General features: G+C 45.2%; 28 protein-coding genes. 23 read left to right on the top strand and 5 right to left on the bottom strand.

The genetic code is table 11. The features are described 5' to 3' along the window. The first annotated feature begins 185 nt into the window (after positions 1-185). The 21 genes from QUB33_RS20145 (at position 186) to QUB33_RS20045 (ending at position 20,524) form a co-directional block, all read left to right on the top strand. The gene (locus QUB33_RS20145; protein WP_333353215.1) at positions 186-470 is read left to right on the top strand and encodes a hypothetical protein; all 285 of its coding nucleotides are present in this window, start codon (positions 186-188) and stop codon (positions 468-470) included. A 47-nt stretch (positions 471-517) separates the two neighbouring features. Further along, the gene (gene psb34, locus QUB33_RS20140; RefSeq protein ID WP_333353212.1) at positions 518-682 is read left to right on the top strand and encodes a photosystem II assembly protein Psb34; all 165 of its coding nucleotides are present in this window, start codon (positions 518-520) and stop codon (positions 680-682) included. Between the two features lie 385 nt (positions 683-1,067). Then, positions 1,068-1,643 carry a hypothetical protein gene (locus QUB33_RS20135; protein ID WP_333353209.1) on the top strand — a complete coding sequence of 192 codons (576 nt, stop codon included), beginning with the start codon at positions 1,068-1,070 and terminating at the stop codon, positions 1,641-1,643. Between the two features lie 33 nt (positions 1,644-1,676). Next, positions 1,677-2,006: a hypothetical protein gene (locus QUB33_RS20130; RefSeq protein WP_333353258.1), complete on the top strand. Its 330-nt coding sequence runs from the start codon at positions 1,677-1,679 to the stop codon at positions 2,004-2,006. Between the two features lie 525 nt (positions 2,007-2,531). Next, complete coding sequence (locus QUB33_RS20125) at positions 2,532-3,815, top strand: hypothetical protein (RefSeq protein ID WP_333353206.1); 1,284 nt, start codon at positions 2,532-2,534, stop codon at positions 3,813-3,815. A gap of 558 nt (positions 3,816-4,373) precedes the next feature. After that, positions 4,374-4,625, top strand: a complete 252-nt coding sequence (locus tag QUB33_RS20120; RefSeq protein WP_333353203.1) for a hypothetical protein — start codon at positions 4,374-4,376, stop codon at positions 4,623-4,625. A 597-nt stretch (positions 4,626-5,222) separates the two neighbouring features. Further along, a complete protein-coding gene (locus tag QUB33_RS20115) occupies positions 5,223-6,200 on the top strand; it encodes a sulfurtransferase (RefSeq protein ID WP_333353200.1) in 978 nt (325 codons plus the stop codon). 191 nt (positions 6,201-6,391) lie between these two features. Further along, positions 6,392-7,600: a YeeE/YedE family protein gene (locus QUB33_RS20110; protein WP_333353198.1), complete on the top strand. Its 1,209-nt coding sequence runs from the start codon at positions 6,392-6,394 to the stop codon at positions 7,598-7,600. Between the two features lie 273 nt (positions 7,601-7,873). Then, positions 7,874-8,920 (top strand): aliphatic sulfonate ABC transporter substrate-binding protein, encoded by a 1,047-nt coding sequence (locus QUB33_RS20105; protein WP_333353195.1) that lies wholly within the window; start codon positions 7,874-7,876, stop codon positions 8,918-8,920. A gap of 164 nt (positions 8,921-9,084) precedes the next feature. After that, positions 9,085-9,912 carry an ABC transporter permease gene (locus QUB33_RS20100; protein WP_333353192.1) on the top strand — a complete coding sequence of 276 codons (828 nt, stop codon included), beginning with the start codon at positions 9,085-9,087 and terminating at the stop codon, positions 9,910-9,912. A 51-nt stretch (positions 9,913-9,963) separates the two neighbouring features. Then, the gene (locus QUB33_RS20095) at positions 9,964-10,716 is read left to right on the top strand and encodes an ABC transporter ATP-binding protein (RefSeq protein ID WP_333353189.1); all 753 of its coding nucleotides are present in this window, start codon (positions 9,964-9,966) and stop codon (positions 10,714-10,716) included. A gap of 275 nt (positions 10,717-10,991) precedes the next feature. Next, positions 10,992-11,813, top strand: a complete 822-nt coding sequence (locus QUB33_RS20090) for a class I SAM-dependent methyltransferase (RefSeq protein WP_333353186.1) — start codon at positions 10,992-10,994, stop codon at positions 11,811-11,813. A gap of 63 nt (positions 11,814-11,876) precedes the next feature. Next, positions 11,877-13,085, top strand: coding sequence for an acyl-CoA dehydrogenase family protein (locus QUB33_RS20085; RefSeq protein WP_333353182.1), 1,209 nt, complete (start codon positions 11,877-11,879; stop codon positions 13,083-13,085). A gap of 340 nt (positions 13,086-13,425) precedes the next feature. Next, a complete protein-coding gene (locus QUB33_RS20080) occupies positions 13,426-14,508 on the top strand; it encodes a sulfonate ABC transporter substrate-binding protein (protein ID WP_333353180.1) in 1,083 nt (360 codons plus the stop codon). A gap of 22 nt (positions 14,509-14,530) precedes the next feature. Beyond that, positions 14,531-15,712, top strand: a complete 1,182-nt coding sequence (gene ssuD, locus QUB33_RS20075) for an FMNH2-dependent alkanesulfonate monooxygenase (RefSeq protein WP_333353177.1) — start codon at positions 14,531-14,533, stop codon at positions 15,710-15,712. Next, entirely contained in the window at positions 15,709-16,494 is a 786-nt protein-coding gene (gene ssuC / locus QUB33_RS20070; protein WP_333353174.1) for an aliphatic sulfonate ABC transporter permease SsuC, read from the top strand. The genes ssuD and ssuC overlap by 4 nt, the downstream gene beginning before the upstream one ends. Positions 16,495-16,637: 143 nt before the next feature. Continuing rightward, complete coding sequence (locus QUB33_RS20065) at positions 16,638-17,357, top strand: carbonic anhydrase (RefSeq protein ID WP_333353170.1); 720 nt, start codon at positions 16,638-16,640, stop codon at positions 17,355-17,357. Positions 17,358-17,441: 84 nt separating this feature from the next. Next, the gene (locus tag QUB33_RS20060; protein WP_333353166.1) at positions 17,442-17,834 is read left to right on the top strand and encodes a carboxymuconolactone decarboxylase family protein; all 393 of its coding nucleotides are present in this window, start codon (positions 17,442-17,444) and stop codon (positions 17,832-17,834) included. Positions 17,835-17,870: 36 nt separating this feature from the next. Beyond that, positions 17,871-18,875, top strand: a complete 1,005-nt coding sequence (locus tag QUB33_RS20055) for a 2-oxoglutarate and iron-dependent oxygenase domain-containing protein (protein ID WP_333353163.1) — start codon at positions 17,871-17,873, stop codon at positions 18,873-18,875. Positions 18,876-19,111: 236 nt separating this feature from the next. Continuing rightward, positions 19,112-20,323: a chromate transporter gene (locus tag QUB33_RS20050; RefSeq protein WP_333353160.1), complete on the top strand. Its 1,212-nt coding sequence runs from the start codon at positions 19,112-19,114 to the stop codon at positions 20,321-20,323. Beyond that, positions 20,324-20,524, top strand: coding sequence for a hypothetical protein (locus QUB33_RS20045; RefSeq protein ID WP_333353156.1), 201 nt, complete (start codon positions 20,324-20,326; stop codon positions 20,522-20,524). 280 nt (positions 20,525-20,804) lie between these two features. Here the strand turns inward: QUB33_RS20045 and QUB33_RS20040 are convergent, their stop codons facing one another. The 4 genes from QUB33_RS20040 to ssuE all read right to left on the bottom strand — a co-directional run bounded on the left by QUB33_RS20040 (position 20,805) and on the right by ssuE (position 23,010). Then, positions 20,805-21,035, bottom strand: coding sequence for an EF-hand domain-containing protein (locus QUB33_RS20040; RefSeq protein WP_333220482.1), 231 nt, complete (start codon positions 21,033-21,035; stop codon positions 20,805-20,807). 66 nt (positions 21,036-21,101) lie between these two features. Then, positions 21,102-21,260: a tyrosine-type recombinase/integrase gene (locus tag QUB33_RS20035; RefSeq protein WP_333353153.1), complete on the bottom strand. Its 159-nt coding sequence runs from the start codon at positions 21,258-21,260 to the stop codon at positions 21,102-21,104. 127 nt (positions 21,261-21,387) lie between these two features. Beyond that, positions 21,388-22,419, bottom strand: coding sequence for a sulfonate ABC transporter substrate-binding protein (locus tag QUB33_RS20030; RefSeq protein ID WP_333353149.1), 1,032 nt, complete (start codon positions 22,417-22,419; stop codon positions 21,388-21,390). A gap of 33 nt (positions 22,420-22,452) precedes the next feature. Beyond that, on the bottom strand, positions 22,453-23,010 hold the full coding sequence (ssuE, locus tag QUB33_RS20025; protein WP_333353145.1) for an NADPH-dependent FMN reductase: 558 nt from the start codon (positions 23,008-23,010) through the stop codon (positions 22,453-22,455). Between the two features lie 160 nt (positions 23,011-23,170). On the opposite strand from ssuE, the gene QUB33_RS20020 reads away from it, so the two are divergent. Together QUB33_RS20020 and QUB33_RS20015 are read left to right on the top strand one after the other, a co-directional pair. Then, entirely contained in the window at positions 23,171-23,314 is a 144-nt protein-coding gene (locus QUB33_RS20020; protein WP_333353142.1) for a hypothetical protein, read from the top strand. Positions 23,315-23,664: 350 nt separating this feature from the next. Further along, on the top strand, positions 23,665-24,450 hold the full coding sequence (locus tag QUB33_RS20015) for an ATP-binding cassette domain-containing protein (RefSeq protein ID WP_333353137.1): 786 nt from the start codon (positions 23,665-23,667) through the stop codon (positions 24,448-24,450). A gap of 539 nt (positions 24,451-24,989) precedes the next feature. On the opposite strand, the gene QUB33_RS20010 is transcribed toward QUB33_RS20015, so the two are convergent. After that, complete coding sequence (locus QUB33_RS20010; RefSeq protein WP_333353134.1) at positions 24,990-25,157, bottom strand: hypothetical protein; 168 nt, start codon at positions 25,155-25,157, stop codon at positions 24,990-24,992. Positions 25,158-25,463: the final 306 nt, after the last annotated feature.

Below are 25,463 nucleotides of genomic sequence, written 5' to 3'. Positions count from 1 at the left end.
TCGAAAAGCTTTGTGAGTTGCTTTTCGGTTTTCAGTGTCCAGACAAACCAGTTAAATCTTTCACGTAGCATCATCAAATTGCCCGATCGGCTTAGTTTATTTTTTCGACAATTAATCCACCCTGCTTCCCTTGCTGCTATATGTGGGAGAAACGCACCGCACTCCCAAACAACGGTAGATGAGCCATGATTGCCATCGCTACGTTGCCAACTACATCGAACTTCATCGGCGTTATTCCCTGGATGTGGCTGTGGCTATTGCGTTTTGGTACGGAGCGCCAGTTAATGGAAAACAGCGACTACAACTGGAGTCAGAGCTTATCTATAAATGGAAGTCGCCATTTAACAAAGAATGCTGGCAGTGGTGGGGACAGCCATTTGGCAAGTGACTCCTGCAATCTTCACACTTGTCGATCGTCGGTGACTAACATCACTCATGAGCTTGTGTCAAGTCACTGTTACATCACTTAACACTTTGTTACATTGATTTACATAAGAAAGCAAAGGAAGAACAAGCGATGTACACCACCGACGAAAACGGAACCCTCAACAACTACGCCGTCGTACCCAAAATGTCTTACGCCGAGTACCCTTCGCCCGGCCAGCAGCGTCGGTACGCCCTTCAAGGTGCTGGTGCTGTCTTGTTGGTGATGTTCTTGGTGCTGACTGCTTTCGCTGCCTAATCTCAAGCATTTGCACGCACTCGTTTTTACTGCCTCTTGGGTTACAGGAGGCAGTTTTTCAGTTTACATTTGGCAGTACCGCAGCTCGAATCTGGTAGGTGTTTAGCAAACCGAATTTCTAAGGCTACCGTCCTAATAGCCTTCCTTCAAAAGATGGGGTATACGAGATTACCTGAATATCGAGATTTTCAAGCCTTATTACATACTTCATTTATCTGAGAAATGTTATAAAAACCGGATTTAGGTAAATGCGAATGGAAGGTATCAGTAAAACAGTTCGGGATTGTTCCAATTCACAAAGATTGTTGAATAACTAAACAGTCCTTAAAAAAAGGGCGATTTCTGGCTGTTTGCGTAAGCCTTGTAGAGTATTTCAAGAAAATCCATGAAAAACATTGTTTATCGATATTCACTCTTGTTTACCCTAGGAGTTTTAATCTTCGTGCCACTAACGGGAATACTCTCCCCAGGTAGCAGTAGCAGCCAGCTTTCCCCATCAGTTGGTCAAAAGCAAGTTTCACGTAAACCTGCTCCCAGTACAAAGCTATACAATAATTCGACGTATGGTGTTACTTTTAGCTACCCCAGCAATTGGCAACCTACAAAGGGCTATGAAGAACGTTTCAGCGGGGTGGATGGATTCTTCCAGATAACGGGGTTGTCGTCACCGCCACCGTCAACGATTCAGAATGTTTGTAAGGATGCACTGAATCATAGACTAAATCCCTACGGTACTCGTCCCCAGATGCAGAGGTTACAAATCCAGGGTCGCCCAGCGTGTTTAATTTTGCCTTCCTCTGACCAAGATCGGACAATGGAAAGAATGGCAACGCTGATTGTCCGCTATCCCACACCGATTCGCCTGAATGGGACAAACTACAATCACCTCATGCTGTCTGCCGACAAGGAACACATTCGCCAGATTGCTAACAAGCTAAGATTTACAATGCCAAGGCGATAGTACAGCAACCGCCAAGGCGGTTAGGGCAACTATATCCTTGTCGGGGGCGACGGCAGGGATATCCTCAATGTCGCCAAAGGTTTTGATACCCTAAACGGCGGTTTGGCAAACGATATCCAAGTCGGCGGCGCGGGCAATGATGTATTTGTTTTAGGTGCCGGATTGGGAGTTGATACGATCGCTGATTTCACCAACTTTCAAGATACCGTGCAATTAATCAATGGCTTGACCTTCGGACAGCTATCAATTTCTCCTGGAACTAACGGCACATTAATTAGAGTAGCCGGCCGCGGTGAAGTTTTAGCTTCTTTGACAGGCGTTGCTCCCCATCTTATCGGTTCTGAAGATTTCATCTCGGTCTAGAGATAGTAAATTGGTCATTTGTGAAATTATTTTTACTCAGGGAACATGATTAAAATTGGCAAACAATCCTTGGCATTAATAGGCACAGTTATTGCCGTTGTGTAACCTATTTTTACCGCTAATTTACAAGAGAGCAACAGCGAACTGAGCAAGTTTCAGTTTTTCTGGAAATCCCCCAATAGTTGTTGCCGAGCGAGAAACCGTTTCTGTAATTTGCAACAACCCTGTCCATCTGTGTTGTCCGAATAAACCATAGCTTCAGTTTTAAGACTATTGTTTGGAGTTGAAGATGCCACCAATTTTCATTTCTCTGTTAAAACCCTTCACTATTATAATCATAGTCGTCAATTATTAATTGTTGCTGATACAAAAAACCTGTAGGAGCAAGCTGTCTCATCAAAATAGCTTTGACTGTGTTAAGAAATAAAACACTAGAGAATAGAATATTGTGGCTTGGGATACAAATATAAGCAGTAACATCTAACCTTCTTTTATGCGGTTTTTTCTTAATAGCGAGGTCTTCCAATGGCGATCGAACTTTCAAGTCTAACGTTTACTGACCAGGCTGATATTGTCCCCGCGTCTGGGGTGGAACAAATACTCAATACTGGGATTGCTAATACTCTTGGTGGCGACGACATAATAAATGGTGAGACTGGGAACAGTATCCCCGACGTTGGGGTTCCTGCCCCCGGTGGCGTCGTCAACACTGGCACGCTTAATACCAGCGGTGGTAACGACAGACTCACGGGCATTTTCAATGACCCAACCAACAATTCTTTTACGGGTTATGGTATTTACAACGTAGAAGGCATCATTGATACTGGTGAGGGTAACGATATACTTACGGGTATTGGCATAGATCGTGGCATTTTGGGTCAGTCTGGCACCCTCAATACTGGAAATGGCAACGACATAATAACGGGTACTGGTTTTTTCGGCATCGAAAACAATTGGGATACCTTCAATACCGGTGATGGTAGCGACATAATAACTGGCATTGGTACCAAATTCGGTGGCATCCTCAATTACGGGCCTATAAATACTGGTGCTAGCAATGACCTAATCACTGGTACAACCAGCAGTGGCAGCGGTATCGAAAACCTATCCAACGGCAGCATTGATACTGGTGATGGTAACGACATAATAACTGCCACTGGCAATTATTATATCCTCTACAACAACGGCAGCATTGATACTGGCAATGGTAACGACTCCATCATTGCCGAGGACAATGGCAATTTGCCCCTATATAACAGCAACAACGGCGGTACAATTGATACTGGTAGTGGTAACGACTCCATCATTTTACAGGGAGGACTTTACAACTCGGGTGGGGTATTTTTAGGAGAGGGTAACGATTCCCTTGCTCTCACTCCCTCTAAATTCTTTCCTAACCATGCCCTTGCCAACTACAGCGCCATTGATACTGGGGATGGTGACGACATAATCACTAGCACTGGTGTCATTTACAACGAGGGTGTTTTTAGTGAGGGTGTTATTAATATGGGTAATGGTAAAGACTCCCTTATTGCCGAGGGAGGTTTTGAGGGTACCGGCAACGTATTTTTAGGAAATGGTAAAGACTATCTCAAGGGTTTTGGTAGCGGTAATTTCGATGGCGGAAACGGTAAAGACGCATTGGAATTAACGTCAGGAAGTTATACCGTTGGAATATCGGGAACAGCGGTAAACTTCACTAAGGGTAGCATTATCATGAATACTTCTGCGTTTGAAGAAGTCATAGCTGCTAATACAACCTATGACTTCAGCCGTCTAACCAACGGTCAAACAATTTTTGTAGCCTAGCAGTGTATTTGAGAGGTATGGGACAGCGAGCCAACAGAAAAGTTTTGCTGTCCTAAAAGACCCTTTATTTTTTACTGATAACGCTTTTCTCCAATTTCCTGAAAGAATCGAAGATTTGGCTGTGGGGAGTGGATTGTGCTTATTGGTTTATGCTTGGGGGTCAAAGATACCTCCCTTTCCTTTTACTAAAATTCATTTCCAATTTGAAAAATTAGTTAAGTTAATCCACTCTGAATCCGATCTCACGTTGAAGCTTTCAATGCTTTCAGAAAGCCCCAGCCTAAAACCGGAGTACGATCGACAATTACTTTCAATCTGCCCCGTGACGAGGGGATACCCGACCCCGGCTCGTGAAGCTTTTGGGCGTCTGCTTGATGCGCGGTCTGAATTGCCGCTGCAGGCGACGGACTAGGTGTAGGAGACCGCAATCAGGATTTGTAAATGGAAACGTGACTATCGGGGAATGAAACGGAACTTACCCCCTGCCTCCCAGAGGGGACTCTATTTTATCCCGCCCATGATTACAAAGGGCGCACCGTTTCCCCAATTGGGGAAACGGTGCGCCCCTATACTCGATTTGCCGATCGCAGCGGCGAACAATTTATCAAGATTATGAGCCATCTGGGTTTTAGCTATCCCAAGAAGATGAACGAAGCTGTACCCGCCAATGAATACTGTGGCGATTTCATCCCCGAAGCGAGTCTAAATAATGACACGAGTGCCACGATCGATGGCGATCGCGAAAAAGTGGAACAGACGCTATCAACCAATACTGAAATCTATGAGGATTACTTTGCCATGTACATTTAGAAGGAGCTAGGGGCTAGGGAAAGAGAGGGGGAGATGGGGAAGATGGGGAAGATGAGGAAGATAGGGAAGTTAGCAATTAGCCATTAGGACTTACGCATGGAGTCCCAGAAACCGGGTTTTTGAGAGAATCTGTGGGTTCGGGCGAAGTATTTTCGTCAAAAAACCCGGTTTCTTTGGTTGGGTGCGTATAGCGGTTCTCAAGCGTGGTGAGGTATGGGGGCGAGTCCTATGCCGATGCCCGATGCCCGATGCCCGATGCCCGATGCCCGATGCCCGCGAGAGCACCTCATGTTACTGAGAAAGGCTATAAGTCCTGTACTTATTTGCTGGATTTCTATGACAAACGCTTGATTGAAAACGTAAGCTATGTCATACTTCTAAAAATTAAGCACAAAATCTCTATCGGTTTAGTGTTGTTTATTGATTGTGTACCACCTTTCCTCTGGATCTAAGCCACATTTTAAGTTTTTTAGGACTTATAGCAACCGCCAAGGTGGCTAGGCGATTCTAAATCACTAAAATCCTTAATTCTATTTCCTTCTTCCCTTCTTCCCGTAGTCCCTAGCCCCTAGCCCCTTCTTCAGGAGATTTATAGTTATGAAGTTGAGATTTTTTCGGGGAATCTGGAAAAGATCCCTCAAGCCCTCTGTTTTGGTAATAGCAGCGATCGCAACCTTTCTGGGAGTTTCACTCTTCTCGATTTCACCGCTGACTGCAACCCCCAGTGCCAAAATTCAATTTGTTTCTCCCAATTGGGTAACAGCCAACGCAAAAGATCCAAATTTGCGAATTTTGGATGTGCGAAATGCGCCTCTGGAGTATATTGGAGGGCATGTTCCAAACGCAGTACACATTGCAGATACTACATTTCGTGGCCCCGACGGATTTTTGCCCGTGCAGTATTGGGATACCCAGAAATTAGCTTCGATATTTTCTCGATCTGGTGTTAGCAGTAACAGTCGCGTTCTCGTTTATTCCGATGCACGAGATATTTTGGGAGCGACAATGGTTGCCTATTTACTAGAGCGATCGGGAGTAAAAGATATTGCAGTTTTAGATGGGGGATATACAGGATACAAAGCCTCTGGACAACCTGTTGTTAAGGAATACCCCAAATACAAGTTTACACAGTTTGCGGTTCAAGATAATCCCTCAATTCGCGTTAACCTTCAACAGGTTGGAGAATTAATTGGTAAGCCAGGTGTTGTTTTTATCGATCCTAGACCAGGTGATTTATTCCGAGGCGAGAAAGATCTCTGGGTACGCAATGGGCACATTCCTGGTGCGAAAAATATTCCCTGGCCTGCGTTTACGGAAGCCGAGAACTCTCAGGAGGCTCTCAAAAACCCTCATCAGTTGAAGTCACTCGATGAGATTCGCAAAATCTTGGCGGACAAGAAGATTAAGCCTTCAGATGATGTGATTGTGTCATGCAGCACGGGGCGTGAAGCAACATTACAGTATGTCGTCCTAAAACATCTTTTAGGATATCCTAAAGTTCGGATCTACGACGGTTCTTGGACTGAGTACAGTACGTCTAATTTGCCAGTTGAAACTGGGCCGGAAAAAGTTTAGTTATTTGGTGCTAAGCTGTTCAACATTTAAAGGTCTAATGTATGAAAGTTTTGATTTCATCACTTGTTGTTTTTGCTACTGTGGCCGTAATATTTGGGTTTGATTCTGTACAGCTAAGTCAACCCGCTTTAGGCAGTTGCGATCCGCCACCGGAAGAACCGAAGAGCCCCCCTAAGAAGTAGTAAAAATAAATGAGTTCATCAGTTTCTGGTGAGCCGTTATGGGCTCCTTTTCGTCCCGATCGCTTGATAATTGCGATCGCCTTAGCACTTTTTACTGTTGGGGCAATTACACTCAATCGTTATGGTTGGCAGCAAAGCCTACTGTTCTTGATTGGTGGGTTGCTGGGGCTAACACTTTACCATTCTAGCTTTGGCTTTGCCAGTGCCTACCGCAAGTTACTTGTGCATAGAGACGCGCGGGGAGCGATCGCACAAATTATCATGCTGGCGATCGCTACCGTTCTGTTTGCGCCGACTCTGGCAGCCGGAACGGTATTTGGGCAGCAGGTGCGGGGTGCTGTTTCTCCTGTAGGCGTTCAAGGGGCGATCGGTGCCTTCGTGTTTGGGATTGGGATGCAGCTTGGGGGGGCCTGCGGCTGTGGCACTTTGTATACCGTTGGTTCTGGCAGTCTCACTCTGCTGGTGACGCTGGTGACATTTTGCATTGGGGCATTTGCAGCTAGCTTAACCCGACAGTTGTGGGTGAATTTGCCTGCTTTGCCGGCGATTTCTTTGGCGGATAATCTTGGCTGGTTTTGGGCAGTGGTTTTGCAACTAACAATTTTCGCTGCTTTGTTTGTTGCTCTGGAGCGTATTTTCCCTTCTGCAAAAGCTCTTTCTTCTCCTCCCCTAACTTCTTCCCCTCCGCTTTTCCCCTCCTCGCTAACTCAGCTAATTTACGGCCCTTGGTCGCTACTCACAGGTGCGATCGCGCTGTCACTCCTCAACTGGCTGACGCTGATCGTGTCTGGCCAACCCTGGCGGATTACCTGGGGCTTTGCGCTGTGGGCGGCTGAGATTGCATCGTTTTTGGGGTGGGACTCTACCAGCAGCCCATTTTGGAAGACTGCCAACGCTCAGGCTGCTCTCGCGAATGGCGTGTTTGCAGATGCCAGTTCGGTGATGAATGGTGGGATCGTTCTAGGATCGCTGCTGGCGGCAGGGTTAGTAGGGCGATGGGTTCCCACTTTTGGGCCTTCCAAACAGATTCTAGCGGCGGCGATATTAGGTGGCTTACTGATGGGCTACAGTGCATTTCTTGCCTACGGTTGCAATGTGAGTGGGTTCTTTGGGGCGATCGCGTCTACCAGTTTGCACGGCTGGCTGTGGATTGTGGCTGCACTCCTGGGAACTGCGATCGGGGTGCGGTTACGACCTTTGTTTCGGCTACCCAATTAGCGTAACGGAACTGATAGCAACCTTCTTGGCAGTTAGGACGTTCTGAGTTCCTGAAACTCGCTGATTCTATTCCCTTCTTTCCCTTCTTTCACACAAAATTTGGAGTCTGAAGCCCCGTCCTTCTAGGACGGCTTTTCTTTGACCATTGATCTTGAGTGTGCCTTGCTGTAAGATAAAATTCAGCTATACTACGGTAAATCGATTGACTTAACGTATAAATTGCGTAAGTCCTAATTAAGCGAGACATTCACCAAGGAATTGAGGAAACGAATCATGAGCCAGTGGTTTGCCATTGCCAGACGTAGGTTACTGCTATTTTTTATTTCTGGGCTGTTTCTATCGCTATTAGTCAATGCCTGTAATTCTTCCTCTCCTGGAACTAACACTACAGCAGCATCTCCCGGCTCATCTCCTACGGCAGTGCCTACAGTAGTACGTTTAGATTATGCCTACTACAATCCTGTCAGTCTCGTACTCAAAGAGAAAGGCTGGCTAGAAGAAGACTTAGCAAAAGCCAATATCAAAGTCGAATGGGTTCTCAGTCAAGGTAGTAACAAGGCATTAGAATTTCTCAATGGCAGCAGCATTGACTTTGGCTCGACTTCTGGTGCTTCCGCACTGATTGCCAAAGCCAATGGCAATCCCATCAAATCTATTTACGTTTACTCCAAACCCGAATGGACGGCATTAGTAACTACTGCAAATTCTTCCATTCAAAAAGTCGCCGATCTAAAAGGCAAGAAAGTTGCAGCAACGCGCGGAACAGATCCGTTTATTTTCTTGTTGCGTGCCTTGGATCAAGTCGGTTTGACTGCCAAAGATGTGGAAATTGTGCCTTTGCCCCACGCTGACGGTAAAGCTGCCCTTGAGAAAGGCGATGTCGATGCCTGGGCTGGTCTCGATCCATTTATGGCACAGACAGAAGTAGAAAAAGGCTCGAAACTTTTCTTCCGCGATACTAAACTAATTAGCCAAGGCTTTTTGAATGTTCGCGAGGCATTTGCCAAACAATATCCTGAACAAGTTAGTCAAGTGCTAACCGCCTATGAGAAGGCACGGAAATGGGCGATCGCAAATCCTAGTGAACTCAAGCAAGTGGTGATTAAAGCATCGAAGCTAACAGAAGCGGTAGCAACTAAACAATTAGAAGAGCGAACCAATCTCTCAAACTCATCGATTGGTGACGAACAAAAAGCCGTTATTAGTGCTGCTGGGGATGTTTTGAAAAAAAGCGGCGTGATCGAGAATTCCGTTGATGTGATTACAGTAGTTAACAATCTAATCGATCCGCAGTATGTGGCAAAGGTTGCCAAATCATAAGTAAAAAACCTCGCCTGTGGATATACACTAACTCACCAACGCATATCAGAAAATTAAAATTTAAAAATTGAAAATTAAAAAATAAATTCATCATTTTTAATTTTGCATTTTTAAATTTTAATTCCGCTCCAAAGCTATCTATGCAGAACAGCAAACACTAAGTTATGGAACAAAGACTGGCGATCGCGATTCCAAGCGCACAAAGAAGTAATATTTGGCAATTCCTCAGTCGTCTGGGCAGAGCAAAAGGCTTGCTCTTGCCAGTCTTTCTCTTAATATTGTGGGAAAGTCTGTCTAGGTTTGGCTTTGTTGCTCCTAACTTGTTACCTGCTCCCTCAACTATTGTCATAACAGTTTGGCAACTCGGTGCAGCAGGGGAACTATGGCAGCACATCGGCATTACACTCTATCGGGTTTTTGTTGGCTTCTTGATTGGTACATTTTTTGCAACTATTCTAGGAGGATTAACAGGCTATTCTTGCCTAATTCGCGATTTACTCGACCCACTTTTGCAGTCACTCCGCAACATTCCTTCCCTCGCATGGGTGCCGCTATTCATCCTCTGGATGGGAATTCATGAGCCTTCTAAAATTGCTCTGATTGCTGTTGGAGTCTTTTTCCCCGTTTACTTAAATCTCATGAGCGGCATTCACAATGTCGATCGCAAATTGGTGGAGGTTGGCAAAATCTATAGACTTAATGATTGGCAGCTTATCAGCCGTGTGTTCTTGCCCGCGACATTGCCTGCCTACATAGTCGGTTTGCGGAGTGGCTTGGGTTTGGGCTGGATGTTTGTCGTGGCGGCTGAATTGATGGGAGCCAGTCAGGGCTTAGGCTTCTTATTGATCGACGGGCAAGCGACTGGACGACCCGCCATCACCCTCGCCAGCATTCTCTTGTTTGCGATTTTCGGAAAAGTGACTGACTCAATTATTGGTCTTGCATCGCATTGGCTACTCCATTGGCAGGATGTTTACGCTTCCAACCATTAGTTAAAGCATTAATTTCAAGCATTAATTCAAAGCGCCAAGGAGGAAACATATATGCTACTCATCGAAGGACTGCATAAGCGATTTAAAAATGGTTTTGTAGGATTGGAGTCTATTAATTTAACTGTTAATCGCAGCGAGATTGTTAGTTTAATCGGTACGAGTGGTTGCGGCAAAAGTACACTTTTACGGATCGTTGCCGGATTAGATCTGCCAACTTATGGAGAGGTGCAAATTGACGAGATTCGCATTAACAAACCTCATCCAGAAATTGGTGTAATATTTCAAGAACCTCGGCTGATGCCTTGGTTAACCGTCTGGGAAAATGTGCAGTTTGGTTTGCATCATTTACCGAAGGGTGAACGCAAGGCACGGGCAAGTGATGCTCTAGTTAAGGTTGGATTACAAGATTTTGCTAGTTTGCTGCCGCGCCAACTATCAGGAGGAATGGCTCAACGGGTGGCGATCGCGCGTGCCCTTGTTACTAATCCTTCTATTTTATTGCTAGATGAACCCTTTAGTGCTCTCGATTCCTTTACTAGAATGCAATTACAGGATCGTCTGTTAGAAATTTGGCAATCCGATCGCCAGACCATGATTCTTGTGACCCATGATGTTGAAGAAGCACTGATTTTAAGCGATCGCGCGATTGTTATGCGTGGCAACCCTGGACGCATCCATCTTGAGCTAGATATCGATCTTCCCCGTCCCCGCAGGCGTACCGATCGCGATTTGCAATATTGGAAAGAAAAATTATTGAGTACCTTGGATTTATCCAATACGCAAACAGTTCCCTTAGAGGTTTAAATCCCAGGCTGCGATCGCAATCAACATCTAAATATAGGCAAGAGAAACGCCACTCCGATCTCTAGCCCTGAGCGAAACCCAAGGGCTGATATCTAATCCGTTGACATCGGAATTATTCTCTCACTCTTCTCTTTCTCTGTGTCCTCTGTGCCCTCTGCGGTTTAATCATTCCCATACAACCGGAATTGATATGACGCACCAGACAATCGTTTTTAAAATGTCCAACAGCTTATCTCAAAACCTAAATCCTAACTCAGCAAAAATTGACTTCAATCATGACTACTAAAATACTTCCAAGCTACGATCCCACTCTCTTTCAAGGAGCCATTTCTTATTACCTGCAATATCGACCGCGCTACCCAAATGCTCTTTACGATTTAATCTCACAGGAATTTCAATTAGATGGGCAAGGCAAGCTTCTCGATCTCGGCTGTGGGATTGGCTTGGTAGCGATCGCCTTACACGATCGATTTCAATCTGTTTTGGGTATCGATCCCGATCCAGAAATGCTCGAAGTTGCCAAGCAAGAAGCTAAACTGGCTCATGCTTCAAATATCACTTGGGTAAGGGATTTAGCAGAAAATATTTCCCCGGCAATTGGTACATTTTCCCTTGTCACCATTGGTCGTGCTTTTCATTGGATGGATCAAGAACTGGTACTACAGCGTAGCTACGATCTGCTCGATCGCACCAGTAACGCTAATAGGGGGATAGCGATTATTCAAACTGAAAAAGATATTTGGTCAAATGACTCTGTTTGGGCACAAAATGTGCTAGCTACGATCAAACGGTGGCTAGGAGAAGAGCGGCGTGTGGGTTCGATTAGCGTTCCTTTGCTCTACAAGTCCGATTTAGAAGTTTTGGATCGATCGCCATTCGTTCGGATTAAACGCCATAAGATTGACTTTCAAAAACACTGGACGATAGATAATTTTATTGGTTATCTCTACTCCACCGCTTACTGCCGTCGCGATTACTTTAATGGCGATACTTCTGTATTTGAGGCGGAAATTAAAGCAGCAATTCTCAGTGCAGAACCTTCAGGTCAGTTTGTTGAAGATGTACCTATTTCTGTGTACTTTGGTTTTAAGGACTGACCAACCTGTAGGAATCCTAAATCATTTGTACCTCATTACTTCCCTCAATTTTGTATTATCAATATGAAAATATCCCTGGCAGACTCGAAAAGCACAGCACAACAAGACAGCAAGCAAGATTATGTAGCGATCGCGAAATCACTTGCTCAAGAATTTGCTGCTACTGCGATCGAACGAGATCGTCTTGGCGGTACGCCAAAGTATGAACGCGATCGCATTCGCTCTAGCGGTTTGCTCAGTTTGATTATTCCTAAAGAATATGGCGGTATTGGCGAAACATGGATCGCTGCACTCCAAATTTCCCGCGAGTTGGCAAAGACTGATAGTTCTCTAGCCCATGTTTACTCCTATCACCATTTAGGGGTTGTTATCCCGCATCTTTTTGGCACGGAGGAACGCAAGGCGCAGTTCTACAAAGATACGGTGACAAACAATTGGTTTTGGTGCAATGCTCTCAATCCCCTCGATCGCCGTGCCACTTTAACTCCTGATGGTACAGGCTTTTTACTAAACGGGACAAAAAGCTTTTGCTCTGGTTCTAAAGATTCTGATATCTTACCCATCACTGCGGTTCGTCAAGATACCTCCGAACTCACAATTATTGTAATTCCCACTCAAAGAGAGGGAATACAAATCCATGACGATTGGGATAACATCGGGCAACGTCAAACCGATAGCGGTAGTATTAGTTTCGACCAAGTGCGCGTTTATGACTCGGAAGTGTTTGGCGATCGCACCCGTGCTGATATTCCTTTCCGTACTTTACGAGCTTGCTTGACGCAAATAAATCTTGCCCATATTTATCTGGGTATTGCGGAAGGAGCATTTGCTGCTGCCAAAGACTATACTTGCACCGAAGGACGACCCTGGTTGACTTCCAATGCTCCTAGTGTGACGCAAGATCCCTACATTCTGAAACACTACGGGGAAATGTGGGTCGATCTGCAAGCGGTTAGCAGTTTGACCGATCGAGCCGCCGCCATTCTGCAAGCAGCTTGGGAAAAAGGCATAGATTTAACAACAGAAGAACGTGGAAAATGCGCGATCGCGATCGCAACGGCAAAGGTTGCTGCCACAAAAATAGGTTTAGATGTGACTACTCGCATTTTTGAAGTGATGGGGGCGCGTGCTACCACCAGTAAATATGGTTTCGATCGCTACTGGCGCAATCTGAGAACGTTTACGCTACATGATTCTGTTGACTATAAAATTCACGATCTGGGTAACTGGGTACTCAACGATCAGCTCCCCAATCCCAGCTTTTATACGTAAAAAACATCCTTCAAAAAGGATGTTTTATCTTCACTCAGCGGGATCTAAGGCTTTTATGCAGATAGCAGCAGGGCTAGATGCTACTTTTTCTTCTGCACGTGCAACTGATACATTACCCCTAAATATTAATCATTCAAGTAACTAGATAAGTCATACCAGCAAAAATTTACACAATGTGCTTGCATTTTTGAAGGCCTTTGTGGAATAATAGGAGCTTGTTAGCGCAAACTACGGTTTGTCGGTCGGTTTATCGGAGCTTACTCATCAATAATGATTAGTTCAGCTTTTACATGGCTATTGCGTTTTTTTGTTTTCAATACTTGAAGCTTAGGAAGGAACAGTGTTAACCCGATTAAGAGAAAACCCATTTTTAGCTAAATTGAGGCATTTTGGGAGCAAACTCAAGCCTAGTTCAATCAAGACCTTTGCTTTGCTTTTTGCAGTTGGCTTCAGTTTGAGTTTAACCGTTTCTGCCTGTACTCCTACTCAGCAAACAAATACAACTACTGCCCCGACTTCTGCTGCCACATCGGTGGCTAGTTCTAACTCACAACAGAGCAATGTAATTAGGATTGGCTATCAAAAATATGGAACTCTAAGTATCCTTAAATCACGGGGAAGCTTAGAGAAACGTTTGGCTTCCCAAAGCACTTCTGTACAGTGGCTTCAATTTCCCGCTGGCCCTCAATTACTAGAAGCTTTGAATGCAGGCACTATTGACTTTGGCCATACAGGAGAAGCGCCCCCTATTTTTGCACAAGCTGCTGGCGCACCATTGGTATATGTTGCGAATGAGCCTCCTAATCCTAAAGGTGAAGCTATCTTAGTTCCGAAAGATTCTTCTATTCAGGATGTGGCTGGGTTGAAAGGCAAAAAAGTTGTATTTAACAAAGGTTCAAATGTGCAATATCTCGTGGTAGAAGCATTAAAAGCAGCCGGATTGAAATATAGCGACATTCAGCCTATTTATCTGCCACCAGCAGATGCGCGGGCAGTTTTTGAACAAGGTAGTGCTGATGCTTGGGCAATTTGGGACCCGTTTTTTACAGTAGCGAAACGAGCTACAGAAGCTCGCGTTCTTAAGGATGGAGAAGGGCTTGTAGCTAATCGGGAATTCTATCTAGCTGCCAAACCTTTTAACGAGCAATATCCTGACCGGACTAAGGCAATTTTAGAGGAACTTCAAAAAGTAGATGAATGGGCGGCAGCTCAACCAACTGAAGTGGCAAAACTGCTGTCTCCTGAGCTTGGTATTGATGTTCCCACTTTAGAGGAAATCTCACGGAGACGGCCTTACGGTGTGCAGCCAATTACGGATGAAGTCGTTACTTACCAGCAAAAAGTTGCTGATACTTTCTTGGATTTGAAGCTGCTTCCCAAATCGGTAAAAATTAGCGAAGTGGCTCAGGTAACTAAACAATAAATAGTGATGGAGACCAAGGAAAATGGAATTATTCTGGTTTATACCAACTCACGGAGACGGACACTATTTAGCTTCAGGAATTGGAGGGCGCTCTTGCAGTTTCTCCTACTTAAAGCAAATCGCCCAAGCCGTCGATCATTTAGGATTTACGGGTGCTCTGCTGCCGACAGGACGCTCTTGCGAAGACGCATGGGTAGTAGCTTCATCCCTAATGTCTGTAACGGAGAAAATGCGTTTTCTAGTTGCGATTCGTCCGGGATTAATGTCTCCTGGGGTAGCAGCACGGATGGCAGCAACGTTTGATCGGTTATCTAACGGACGCTTATTGATTAATGTGGTGACAGGCGGCGATCCGGTGGAATTGGCAGGAGATGGAGTGCACCTGGGTCACGACGCACGTTATGAATTGACCGATGAATTCTTGACAGTTTGGAGAGCGATGCTTGAAGGTAGTAACTCCACTAACGTGCGAGATAAAGAAGTCGATTTTAGCGGTGAATATCTCCAAATTAAGGGCGGTAAAGTTCTCTTCCCGCCTGTACAAGCTCCCCATCCTCCCTTGTGGTTTGGCGGTTCATCGCCAATAGCACAACAAATTGCGGCTAAGCATATTGATGTTTATCTTACTTGGGGAGAACCGCCGCAACAAGTAGCAAAAAAAATTGAAGCTGTGAAAAAATTAGCAGCAGAACAGGGTAGAACTGTGCGGTTTGGGATTCGTCTTCATGTCATTGTACGGGAGACGGAGGGTGAAGCTTGGGAGGACGCAAATCGATTGATTAAATATGTCGATGAAGATGCGATTGCAGCAGCCCAAAAAGCTTATGCCAGGATGGACTCTGAAGGACAGCGACGTATGACTGAACTGCATACAGGCAGCCGCGAAGCTCTGGAAATTAGCCCCAATTTGTGGGCGGGAATAGGGTTAGTAAGAGGCGGTGCTGGTACTGCTTTAGTGGGAGATCCCGATACCGTTGTTGCACGAATGTTGGAATATTCCGAATTGGGAATTGAAACTTTCATTTTCTCCGGTTATCCCCACTTAGAAGAAGCGTATCGAGTGGCTGAATTGCTATTCCCCCGCTTACCTTTAAAAAACCAACCGATTGTAAATCAGCCACAAATGTTTAGTCCTTTTGGCGAAATTGTTGCCAACGAAAAGTTTCCCAAACAAAAACAAGTTGTTTCTCCAAGTACGTCATGAACACAAAATGGTTCAAAAATCCCTATTTTCAGCAGGTGATTCCTTGGATTGTACCGATTCTGCTGATTGTTAGCTGGCAATTATTGGTGCAGGTGGGTTGGCTTTCCACAAGAGTTTTACCAGCACCAACAGGTGTTTTAAGTGCAGGAATTAAATTGGCAATTAGCGGAGAACTGTTTCACCATATCGCGATTAGTGCTTGGCGTGCGCTGGTTGGTTTCATCATAGGCGGAGGAATTGGTTTGACTCTAGGTTTCCTCAATGGTCTTTTTCCCATCGCCGAAAAGCTCCTAGATACTTCTCTACAAATGATTCGTAATATTCCACACCTCGCATTAATCCCTCTAGTAATTTTGTGGTTTGGGATTGGCGATCCAGCTCGATTATTTTTGGTAGCTTTGGGTGTGTTTTTTCCAATGTATATCAATACATTTCACGGCATCCGCAGCGTAGATGCCGGATTGATTGAAATGGGAAAAGTTTATGGTTTGAGTGCCAGGTCTCTTTTGTGGAAAATTATTTTGCCTGGGGCTTTGCCTTCAATTTTGGTAGGCCTGCGATATTCATTGGGGATTATGTGGCTGACGCTGATTGTCGCAGAAACAATTGCTGCGGATTCTGGTATTGGTTACATGGCAATGAATGCTCGCGAGTTCTTGCAAACTGATGTTGTGGTGTTGAGCATTATTATGTATGCTTTGTTGGGTAAGTTTGCAGATGCGATCGCCAGGAAGTTAGAAGAGAAATGGCTTGCTTGGCATCCCAATTATCAGCCCGCTTAGCTAGAAAAAACCAGCAATCAGAAAGAAACATGAGAGTCTCCCCTTTTTCTTTCTTAGTTCCTCTAGAAATGCTGTCCTTCATGAATTGCTCGGGTTTCAAATTCCCAGATTGATTCTTTCAATCCATTGGAGGAGTAAGCCTTTTGAGGCAATTGTTAAAACATTGGGGAAACGAGCGACGTTCCACCGTGGAAGCACGTTTGTATCGCTGCATTTTTGCGTCAGTAACCTTCAACCAAACAATTGAGGAAAATTCAAGCATGAGTCAAGTTCTGCAAGAAGTGCTGTCTGCTAACCGGGAATATGCTGCGACCTTTGGCAAGAAAGCCAATTTGCCCCTACCTCCGGGTCGTCGCTTTGCTATTCTGACCTGCATGGATGCTCGCCTCGATCCTGCAAAATATGCTGGGGTGGCAGAAGGGGATGCCCATGTCATCCGTAACGCTGGAGGACGGGCAAGCGATGACGCAATTCGATCGCTCGTAATCTCTTACAAGCTATTGGGAACTGGTGAATGGTTCGTCATTCACCATACGGATTGTGGAATGCAACTGTTTACCGACAGCATCATCCGAGAACTATTGACAAACAGCCTGGAAACCGCTGTAATCGACGAAAATGGTTGGCGAGATGTAGGGCAGGGTTCGGGTTCGACGGAAGGTGAATTTGTCGATTGGTTAACGTTCAAAGATTTGGCAGAAAGCGTGTTTGTGGATGTCAAACGAATTCGCAACCATCCCCTTGTGCCACCAACCATTCCGATTTATGGCTTTATCTACGATGTGAAAACAGGGCAATTGATTGAAGTCCCCAGCGCAACTGAAGTCGGTCGAGCAACAGTTCCAGCGATCGCGTCATCGTAATGGACGATCGCAAAAATGCAGAATGCTTTGCGGTTTTCTCAACTATGAATTAGTGCTTTTCACGCTTTCACCATTATTGCAACTATGAGCCATTTGATTGAATACGAAGACGCAAATGATGAAGTACGCGCAGTGTATGACGACATTCGTGCGACACGCAAAACCGAGTACATCAACAACTTTTGGAAAGCGATCGCCAACCATCCGCCTACCCTGCAACGTACCTGGCAGAATGTGAAGGAGGTGATGACGGCGCCGGGAGAACTCGATCCCCTCACCCGCGAGTTAATCTACATTGCTGTCAGCGTTACAAATAATTGCCCGTACTGCATTTCATCTCATACAGCCGGAGCGCGAGCCAAGGGAATGAATGATGCCATATTTGGGGAACTGATGGCGATCGTGGCAACCGCAAATGCTACCAATCGACTGGCCAATGGCTATCAAATTCCGGTGGATGAACAATTCAAATTATAAATAGCGTTCAATCTCAACCACTTATAATCCATTTCTATGGCAACTGAATTAACAGTAGATGTTTCTCAGATTCCCGTTATCGATATTAGTTCGCTGGTATCGGATAATCGCCTAGATACTGTTGCCAACCAAATCCGACAAGCTTGCCGCGACACAGGTTTTTTTTACATTGTTGAGCATGGTGTAGACAAAGGCTTGCAAAACCGTTTGGAGCAACTGAGCCGTCAGTTTTTCGCTCAAGATTTAGAAACCAAAATGCAAATTCGGATGGCGCTGGGAGGTCGGGCATGGCGCGGCTACTTTCCGGTTGGAGGTGAACTGACGAATGGTAAACCAGATTTGAAAGAAGGAATTTATTTCGGATCTCAATTAAATCAAACCCATCCGGCTGTTCAAGCAGGTGTTCCCATGCACGGAGCAAACCTGTTTCCAGATATTCCTCTTTTTCGCGAAACAATACTAGAATATCTGGCGGTGATGACTCAACTGGGTCACGCAGTAATGGCTGGAATTGCCCTGAGTTTGAACTTAGAAGCATCTTACTTCCGCGATCGCTATACGACTGATCCCCTGATTTTATTTCGCATCTTCAACTATCCACCACAAAACAATCTGCAAGGGCAATCCTGGGGAGTGGGAGAGCATACCGATTATGGTTTGCTCACGATTCTCAAGCAGGATGACTTAGGTGGGTTGCAAGTGAAGACAAAATCAGGCTGGATTGATGCTCCCCCGATCGCCAATTCATTTGTTTGTAACATTGGCGATATGCTCGATCGCCTCACAGGTGGACTTTATCGCTCTACTCCTCATCGAGTCAAGAATGTGTCAGGACAGGATCGCCTCTCATTTCCATTCTTCTTCGATCCCAATTTCAATGCTGAACTCCACCCGATCGAAATCAAGGGAGCGATCGTCGATGACAACAAGAACGAACGTTGGGATAAAGCCAGCGTTCACGAGTTTCCTGGCACTTACGGCGATTATGTCCTGAGCAAAGTTGCAAAGGTTTTTCCCCAATTGCGCCAGGAAGTTTTTTGACCAATTTTAGTGGTTGGAGTGTCAGATTAATAAGTCCAGTTTTGCTTGGTTTGCAAGCTATAGGTTCCATGATGTGAGTGATTTGGCTCCTCCTGAAGTGGCGATCTATCGATGGGATGACTACGCCCTCCCAGCTAGAATTTGATGGCAGCACGCGGTGTCATTCTTGAAGACATTGAGAAATTAATTGGTGAACTGAAACAAACAAATTAGAGAATTGAGTAGAGATTTAATCTATGACTAATGCGACAGAAAAACAGGAACCGTCTTTATCCGAACTTGCGAAACCATCGTACTCACTTTGGCAACTGACGCTGTATTTCCTCAAATTAGGCAGCTTAGGATTTGGAGGACCGATAGCCCTTGTGGGTTATATGCACCGCGACTTGGTTGAAGATCGGAGGTGGATTTCCGAGGCAAGTTATCAAGAAGGATTAACCTTAGCTCAGGTTGCCCCTGGTCCACTGGCTGCCCAATTAGGGTTCTACATGGGCTATGTCCATTACGGCATTATTGGTTCTACCCTCGTTGGTATTGCCTTTGTCTTGCCCTCCTTTTTTATGGTTGTGGCATTGGGCTGGGCTTACACCAATTATGGGGGGCTGAGTTGGATGCAGGCAGTATTCTACGGGGTTGGAGCTTGCGTCATTGGCATCATTGCTCAAAGCGCCTACAAATTGACGAAGAAGACCATTGGCACAGATTGGCTACTTTGGGCAATTTATGTGGTTAATGCTGTCTCGACTATCGTCACGCAATCGGAACGAATCGAACTCATCCTGGCAGGAGGAATTCTCACTTGGTTGATCGCAGCACCGCCTAAAAACTGGTTCAAGGGTAATAAGCTCAATAGTTTCATTGGCTTACCTCTGATACCAATAGTTGCATCTGTGCCATCTGCCTCTTCTGGTTTGCTTTGGCAAATCTTCACCTTTTTTGGTATGGCGGGTTCATTTGTGTTTGGCAGTGGGTTAGCGATCGTTCCGTTCCTCTACGGTGGAGTGGTTAAGCATTATCAGTGGCTTGATGCTCAACAGTTCCTCGATGCAGTAGCAGTGGCGATGATTACGCCTGGTCCTGTCGTAATCACAACTGGGTTTATTGGCTTTTTGGTGGCTGGTTTTCCTGGCGCTTGTATTGCGGCGTTGGGAACGTTTATTCCCTGTTATCTACTCACGATTATTCCCGCCCCTTACTTTAAGAAGCATGGCAAGAAGCCCGCGATTGCTGCCTTTGTCAACGGTGTGACGGTTGCTGCAACAGGCGCGATCGCTGGAGCCGTTGTGGTTTTGGGACGACAATCTCTGCGAGATATTCCAACCGTTCTGATTGCTGTGGTGACGCTGGCTCTGCTATGGAAATTTGGCAAAAAGTTGCCAGAGCCTATCATCGTTGTAGTCTCCGCGATCGTTGGATTAGTGATTTATCCGCTGACGCATCCAGTGTAGATGGCATCAATCCTGAGTGAAGTTCAGACTCGATCGCAACAGACAGGGCGAGCTATGAGTGTTAAGGGAGCGATCGTCGATGACAACTTGAACGAACGCTGGGATAAAGCCAGCGTTCACGAGTTTCGCGGCACTTACGGCGATTATGTCCTGAACAAAGTTGCAAAGGTTTTTCCCCAATTGCGCCAGCAAGTTTTGTAAACAGTCACCCATTGGTGACAAGTTAAGGCTCAAAGCCAGTTGTCAAGGGGATTTTCGGAGGTAGCTCAAAGAAAAAAGGTTCTCCACTGCCGACATTATAACTCTAATGTCAACTGGGGCTTAAATCCCTGCCAGATGAAAGGATAAGAAGCAAGTTCTTATCCTTGGTAGTCAGCGATCGCTTTTTGCCCTATAACTACTGCAACTATTACCAGGGGAAGACACTCATCCACTTGGATAAATGATTTTATTTCAATCGCTGCTGGCTGGGCGATCGCGCTTATTCTACTAAATTCCCTGCTTTCTTAACAGCTTGTTTCAAGTCTTCAAAGGTAATATTACCCTCTTCATCTCGATACGTCGCTAGCAGTTCCGCGGGGCTAGTACCTGTTTCTGCTAAAATGACTGCATTTAACCCAGGACTTAAAAAAAGCTCATTACTCGATATTTTGCCATCTTGATCGCCATCCAAGGCATTAAAAAGAGATTGAAGCTCTTGCTCAGTTGCCATAAGTTTCTATTTGAATTAGTTTTTTCAATTCAATATCCCATAATGTTGAAAAAGATGCAAGGAAAGTTACCTTTTACCCTGGCACATACAAGCTGTTGCTGTCGTTTGGGCGTGTGCGTGTAGATACCTGGAAGTAGTCGCTACCGATTCATGCCCTAACGTCTGCTGCACCAAATGAATCGGCGCGCCCCTGTCTAGTGAATGCGAAGCGTGGGCGTGACGCAACCAATGGGGCTGACCTTTCCTGTAATCCCAGCGCGGTTCCCCAGCATCGTCTTCACCCCCGCTATTTGGAAGGTAGAAGATATCAGGTGTTTTGCTTTATCCAACATTTACCCACAAGCGGGGATTTTTAATTACCTGGTTTCCAAACTACTTCTTCAACTTTGAGCTGCTTGGGAATTAAGCCGAGTTCAAAAAAAGTATCCGCAATTTCCTGTTGCTCGGCCACCATATCAGCTTGGAGCGGTTCAAATCCATAACTCCGCCGTCGAGTCACTACATCTAAGATAGAAACATCAATTTTCAGAATGGGAGCGAGAATCTTGACTACTTCTGCGGGATTCGCATCAGCCCAAGTCGCTACTGCTTGAGTTTCTTCTCTAATTGCGTCAATGATTTTGACATTCGGCTGAGCAAATGAGCGATTAGCTAAGTAAAAATCTCGGTTAGCTGCTAGTCCTTTACTATCTTTAACAACACGAACATCTCTTGGCGCTTCCGCTGCTGCATAAAACGGGTCCCAAATTACCCAAGCATCTACGTTACCTTGTTGGAAGGCAGCTCTGGCATCGGCTGGTGTCAGGTTGGCCGGCTTAATTTCACTCCATTTTATCCCTGCGGATTTCAATGCTTTTGCTAAGAGGTAATTGGCGCTTGAACCTTTTGTAAAAGCTATTTTCTTACCCCGCAAATCTGCTAGGGTTTGAATTGCCGAATTAGCAGGAACTAAAATACCTGAACTGCGGTCTTTGGGGGCGCTACCGCCAATGTAAAGCAGGGGTGCGTTAGCAGCTTGGGCAAAGACTGGAGGAGCGTCCCCGGTGCGCCCGATGTCGATGCTGCCGGCGTTTAGCGCTTCCAACATCGGGGGGCCTGCCTGAAATTCTTTCCACTCAACGGATATGCCTAGAGGCTGCAAGCGTTTCTCTAACCCGCCTCTGGCTTTGACTAGGGTGAAGGGGTCTAATTTCTGATGGCCGATGCGGACTACCTGAGCTTGAGCTGCTGCGGAGGAAGCGGCGGGGCTTGCAGATCCCGTAGGGGTGGGAGTATTGCAGGAGGCGATCGCCCAATTTAAGCTGATTCCCAATAGAAATAGCGCTGCTAGGGAAAGGTGCGATCGCCATAATTGAGCAAGGAATGAAATCAGTCTTTTGAGCATAAACAATAATATTGTTTGTTGGTAACTTTCCGATCAGATACTTCCAACTAATTCGGGTTTGCCAGTTTGCAGGGCACCAACAAACTCTTGCAACTGCGATCGCAATCTTTGTTCTGTTTCCTCTTCAAGTTGTACGCTTGTTTCGTCATAACTTTGGATCTGCGTGTCTAAAACATAGGCACCAGCCAAGATATGACTAGCGCCCAGCTCGGATAACACTGGTTTGAGGGCGTAGTTAATTGCTAATAAGTGACCGAGAGTACCTCCTGTAGCAATGGGGAGAATAACTTTGCCAGCCAAACTTTTCTGCGGGAGCAAATCTAAGTAAGCCTTGAGTACGCCTGTGTAGGCTGCTTTGTAAACAGGTGTGGCGATGATGATGCCCTTGGCTTCTACTACTAAATCATTGACTGCTTTTAAGTCTGGGTTCGCGAATTGTCCGTAAATTAATACCTCTGGCGGGAGATCGCGGACGTTGATAGATGCCGTACTCAGTCCCTCTTTCTCGACAGCGCGGCGGGCGTATTCCAGCACCGCAAAAGACCGGGATGGATGAGACGGGCTACCTGCGATCGCAACAACATTAGCCATTTAATAGTCCTCCTATTTTTGACTCATTTAAAAATGAACGATTTACGGAATCGCTCATAACTACGGTAAGTCTGTAGATTTAGCGTATTTTATAGATAGTAAGCTAGCACGGTCAATTTTAAAAAGCAAGTAAGTTGAGATGTAAAGTTTGATAACTCTTATGCAAATTTTGCGCGATCGCGAATCTCGGCCCAAAGCAACTGTCCGGTTATTTCCCCCCAAGACAGCAGACTCTAACCGGACTCAAAAACAGAAACCGATTCGCCACCGGATGCGAATTCACCCAGAAGTAAGGGAAGGATAGTTAACGCTGAGGGTCGCTAGAACAAGCAAAACCTTTACAGGAACAGGGTTTGCTTGTTCTTAACAATTATTTATCAAAGTTCCCGAATTTTGGGAAAAAATTCTCTTGCTTTTTGTAGATACCTATGCCATACTTTTGTTTAATCATAAAATACTATAAATCGACTGACTTACAGTAGATTAAAGTTAGAGATGCTAATCTGCTCTTCACCCGAATCGGTGAGCAGCAGGCTAATTAACATTTGCTTAACAGCAACTTTTGAAAGCGAAATAAAGTTAACACTTAACTTTTTACTGTTAATTGTTATCAGCCTGTGCAATGAATTGTGAGATATATGGAGGTTTTTTAGAATGGAATCAGCACTCTCAGGAATCCGCTTAGAATTAGTAAAACTCCAGAAGTCATTTGGAAATATTGAAATTTTGCGGGATATAAACCTCGAAATAAATCCCGGAGAATTTGTAGCAATTGTGGGTCGCAGTGGATGTGGCAAAAGTACCTTGCTGCGCTTAATCGCCGGACTAGAAACTCCCAGTCAAGGCACGGTCTTTCTAGACGGCAAGCCGTCTAAACAACTTAACTCCAAAGTGAGAATGATGTTTCAGGATGCACGGCTGCTACCTTGGCAAAAAGTGCTGGCAAACGTGCAATTAGGGCTACTCAATGCCAAAGAAAGCACTCGCTATAAAGCGATGCAAGTCCTTCACGCTGTAGGGCTTGGCGATCGCGCCAGCGATTGGCCGGCTGTACTCTCCGGCGGTCAAAAGCAAAGAGTTTCTTTAGCAAGAGCCCTCGCCTGCGAACCCCACTTGCTGCTGCTTGATGAACCCCTCGGCGCGTTAGATGCTTTGACCCGTATTGAGATGCAGCAATTGTTAGAAAATTTGTGGCAAGAAAAAGGGTTTACCGCGCTACTGATCACTCACGACGTAGAAGAAGCAGTGGTGCTAGCCGATCGAGTTATTTTAATAGAAAATGGTCAGATTGCAATGGACTGTTCTATTGATCTCCCACGACCGAGGCAGAGAGGAAATGCTGTATTTGCTGCGAAAGTAGAGACTATTTTGCAGCGCGTTATGGAGCAAAAACAAAGTAGTAAAGATGCAGAAAAATATGCAATACCTGCGTTTCGGTAAACGGTGGTTGTCAGAAATTATTTTAATAGCAACTTGTGTTAATTACTCGGAATAATTATGCTAAATTATCAGGAAAATGCCCATTAATTAACGCTCGGGTTTCACAAGTATTAAATTTTTTCAAGCTGAAGTTATTCGGCTTGAAAGGGTTTGGTAGTTATGCACAGTCATGATATCGCTTTCTTATGCAAAAATTATAGTAAGGTACACAGTTAAACATTGCCACCCTATGGTGAAAGCAGTTTTTTTGAGAAAGACCAGATTTTAGGAACCAAACGAGAAAATCGCGGCCGTAAAGTATTATTAAGTCTTTGAATATGACTGGTTTTTCCCGATTCTTTGCCTACAGGTCGATGTCTTTTAAAAGGTAGCACTTTTGAATAATATTCCCAAAAATCAGTATAAAAAACAACACCTGGTCTATCGACAGGAGGTAAAGATGGCCAGAGCTGGGACGCAATTTTTTTGAGCTGTCTCCAATATAAAGCCTAGCCTATCAAGTCAGACGAGCGATCGCACTTTCGCAAGAGGTCTAATGATTAAGCACTTTGGGGAAAGTCCCAACCAACAATAGGTTGCAAGCCAAGGATTTTGATTTCTTTGGTGGGGCGGAAGATGCCTTGATTTACGTCAATTCCCACAGATTTTAGTTGCTCAAACCCGTTTTTCTGGAATGGGTGAGAAGGACTGGTGGTGTTGTTGAGCATCCACAGACGAGGATTGTGCGTTTGGTATCCTTCCCAGTTTCGAGGATACTCAGGGCAATCGAGAGGATTTTTCCAGCCTTTATATTTCAGAACTTGCAGACACCAGGCACGGCATCCCCATTCATCGGGAGTTGGATCTTTGGGCTTAATTATCCCATCGCCACTGAACCAGTCTAGGTTAGGGATTTCTCCAGGGGAGCCGTTTTCACGCCACAGAGTAAGATAAGTTATATCATGTCCGGGTGCTTACCCATAATTAAGCAGCAACTGGAACTTGAGGCCACCAGTGAAAGTTTGTTAAACCCC

The sequence above is a fragment of the Microcoleus sp. B3-A4 genome (genome assembly GCF_036705385.1).
Classification (GTDB): Bacteria; Cyanobacteriota; Cyanobacteriia; order Cyanobacteriales; family Microcoleaceae; genus Microcoleus.
Note: the sequence above shows the minus strand (reverse complement) of the source record. Positions and strands in the feature narration are given on the sequence as shown.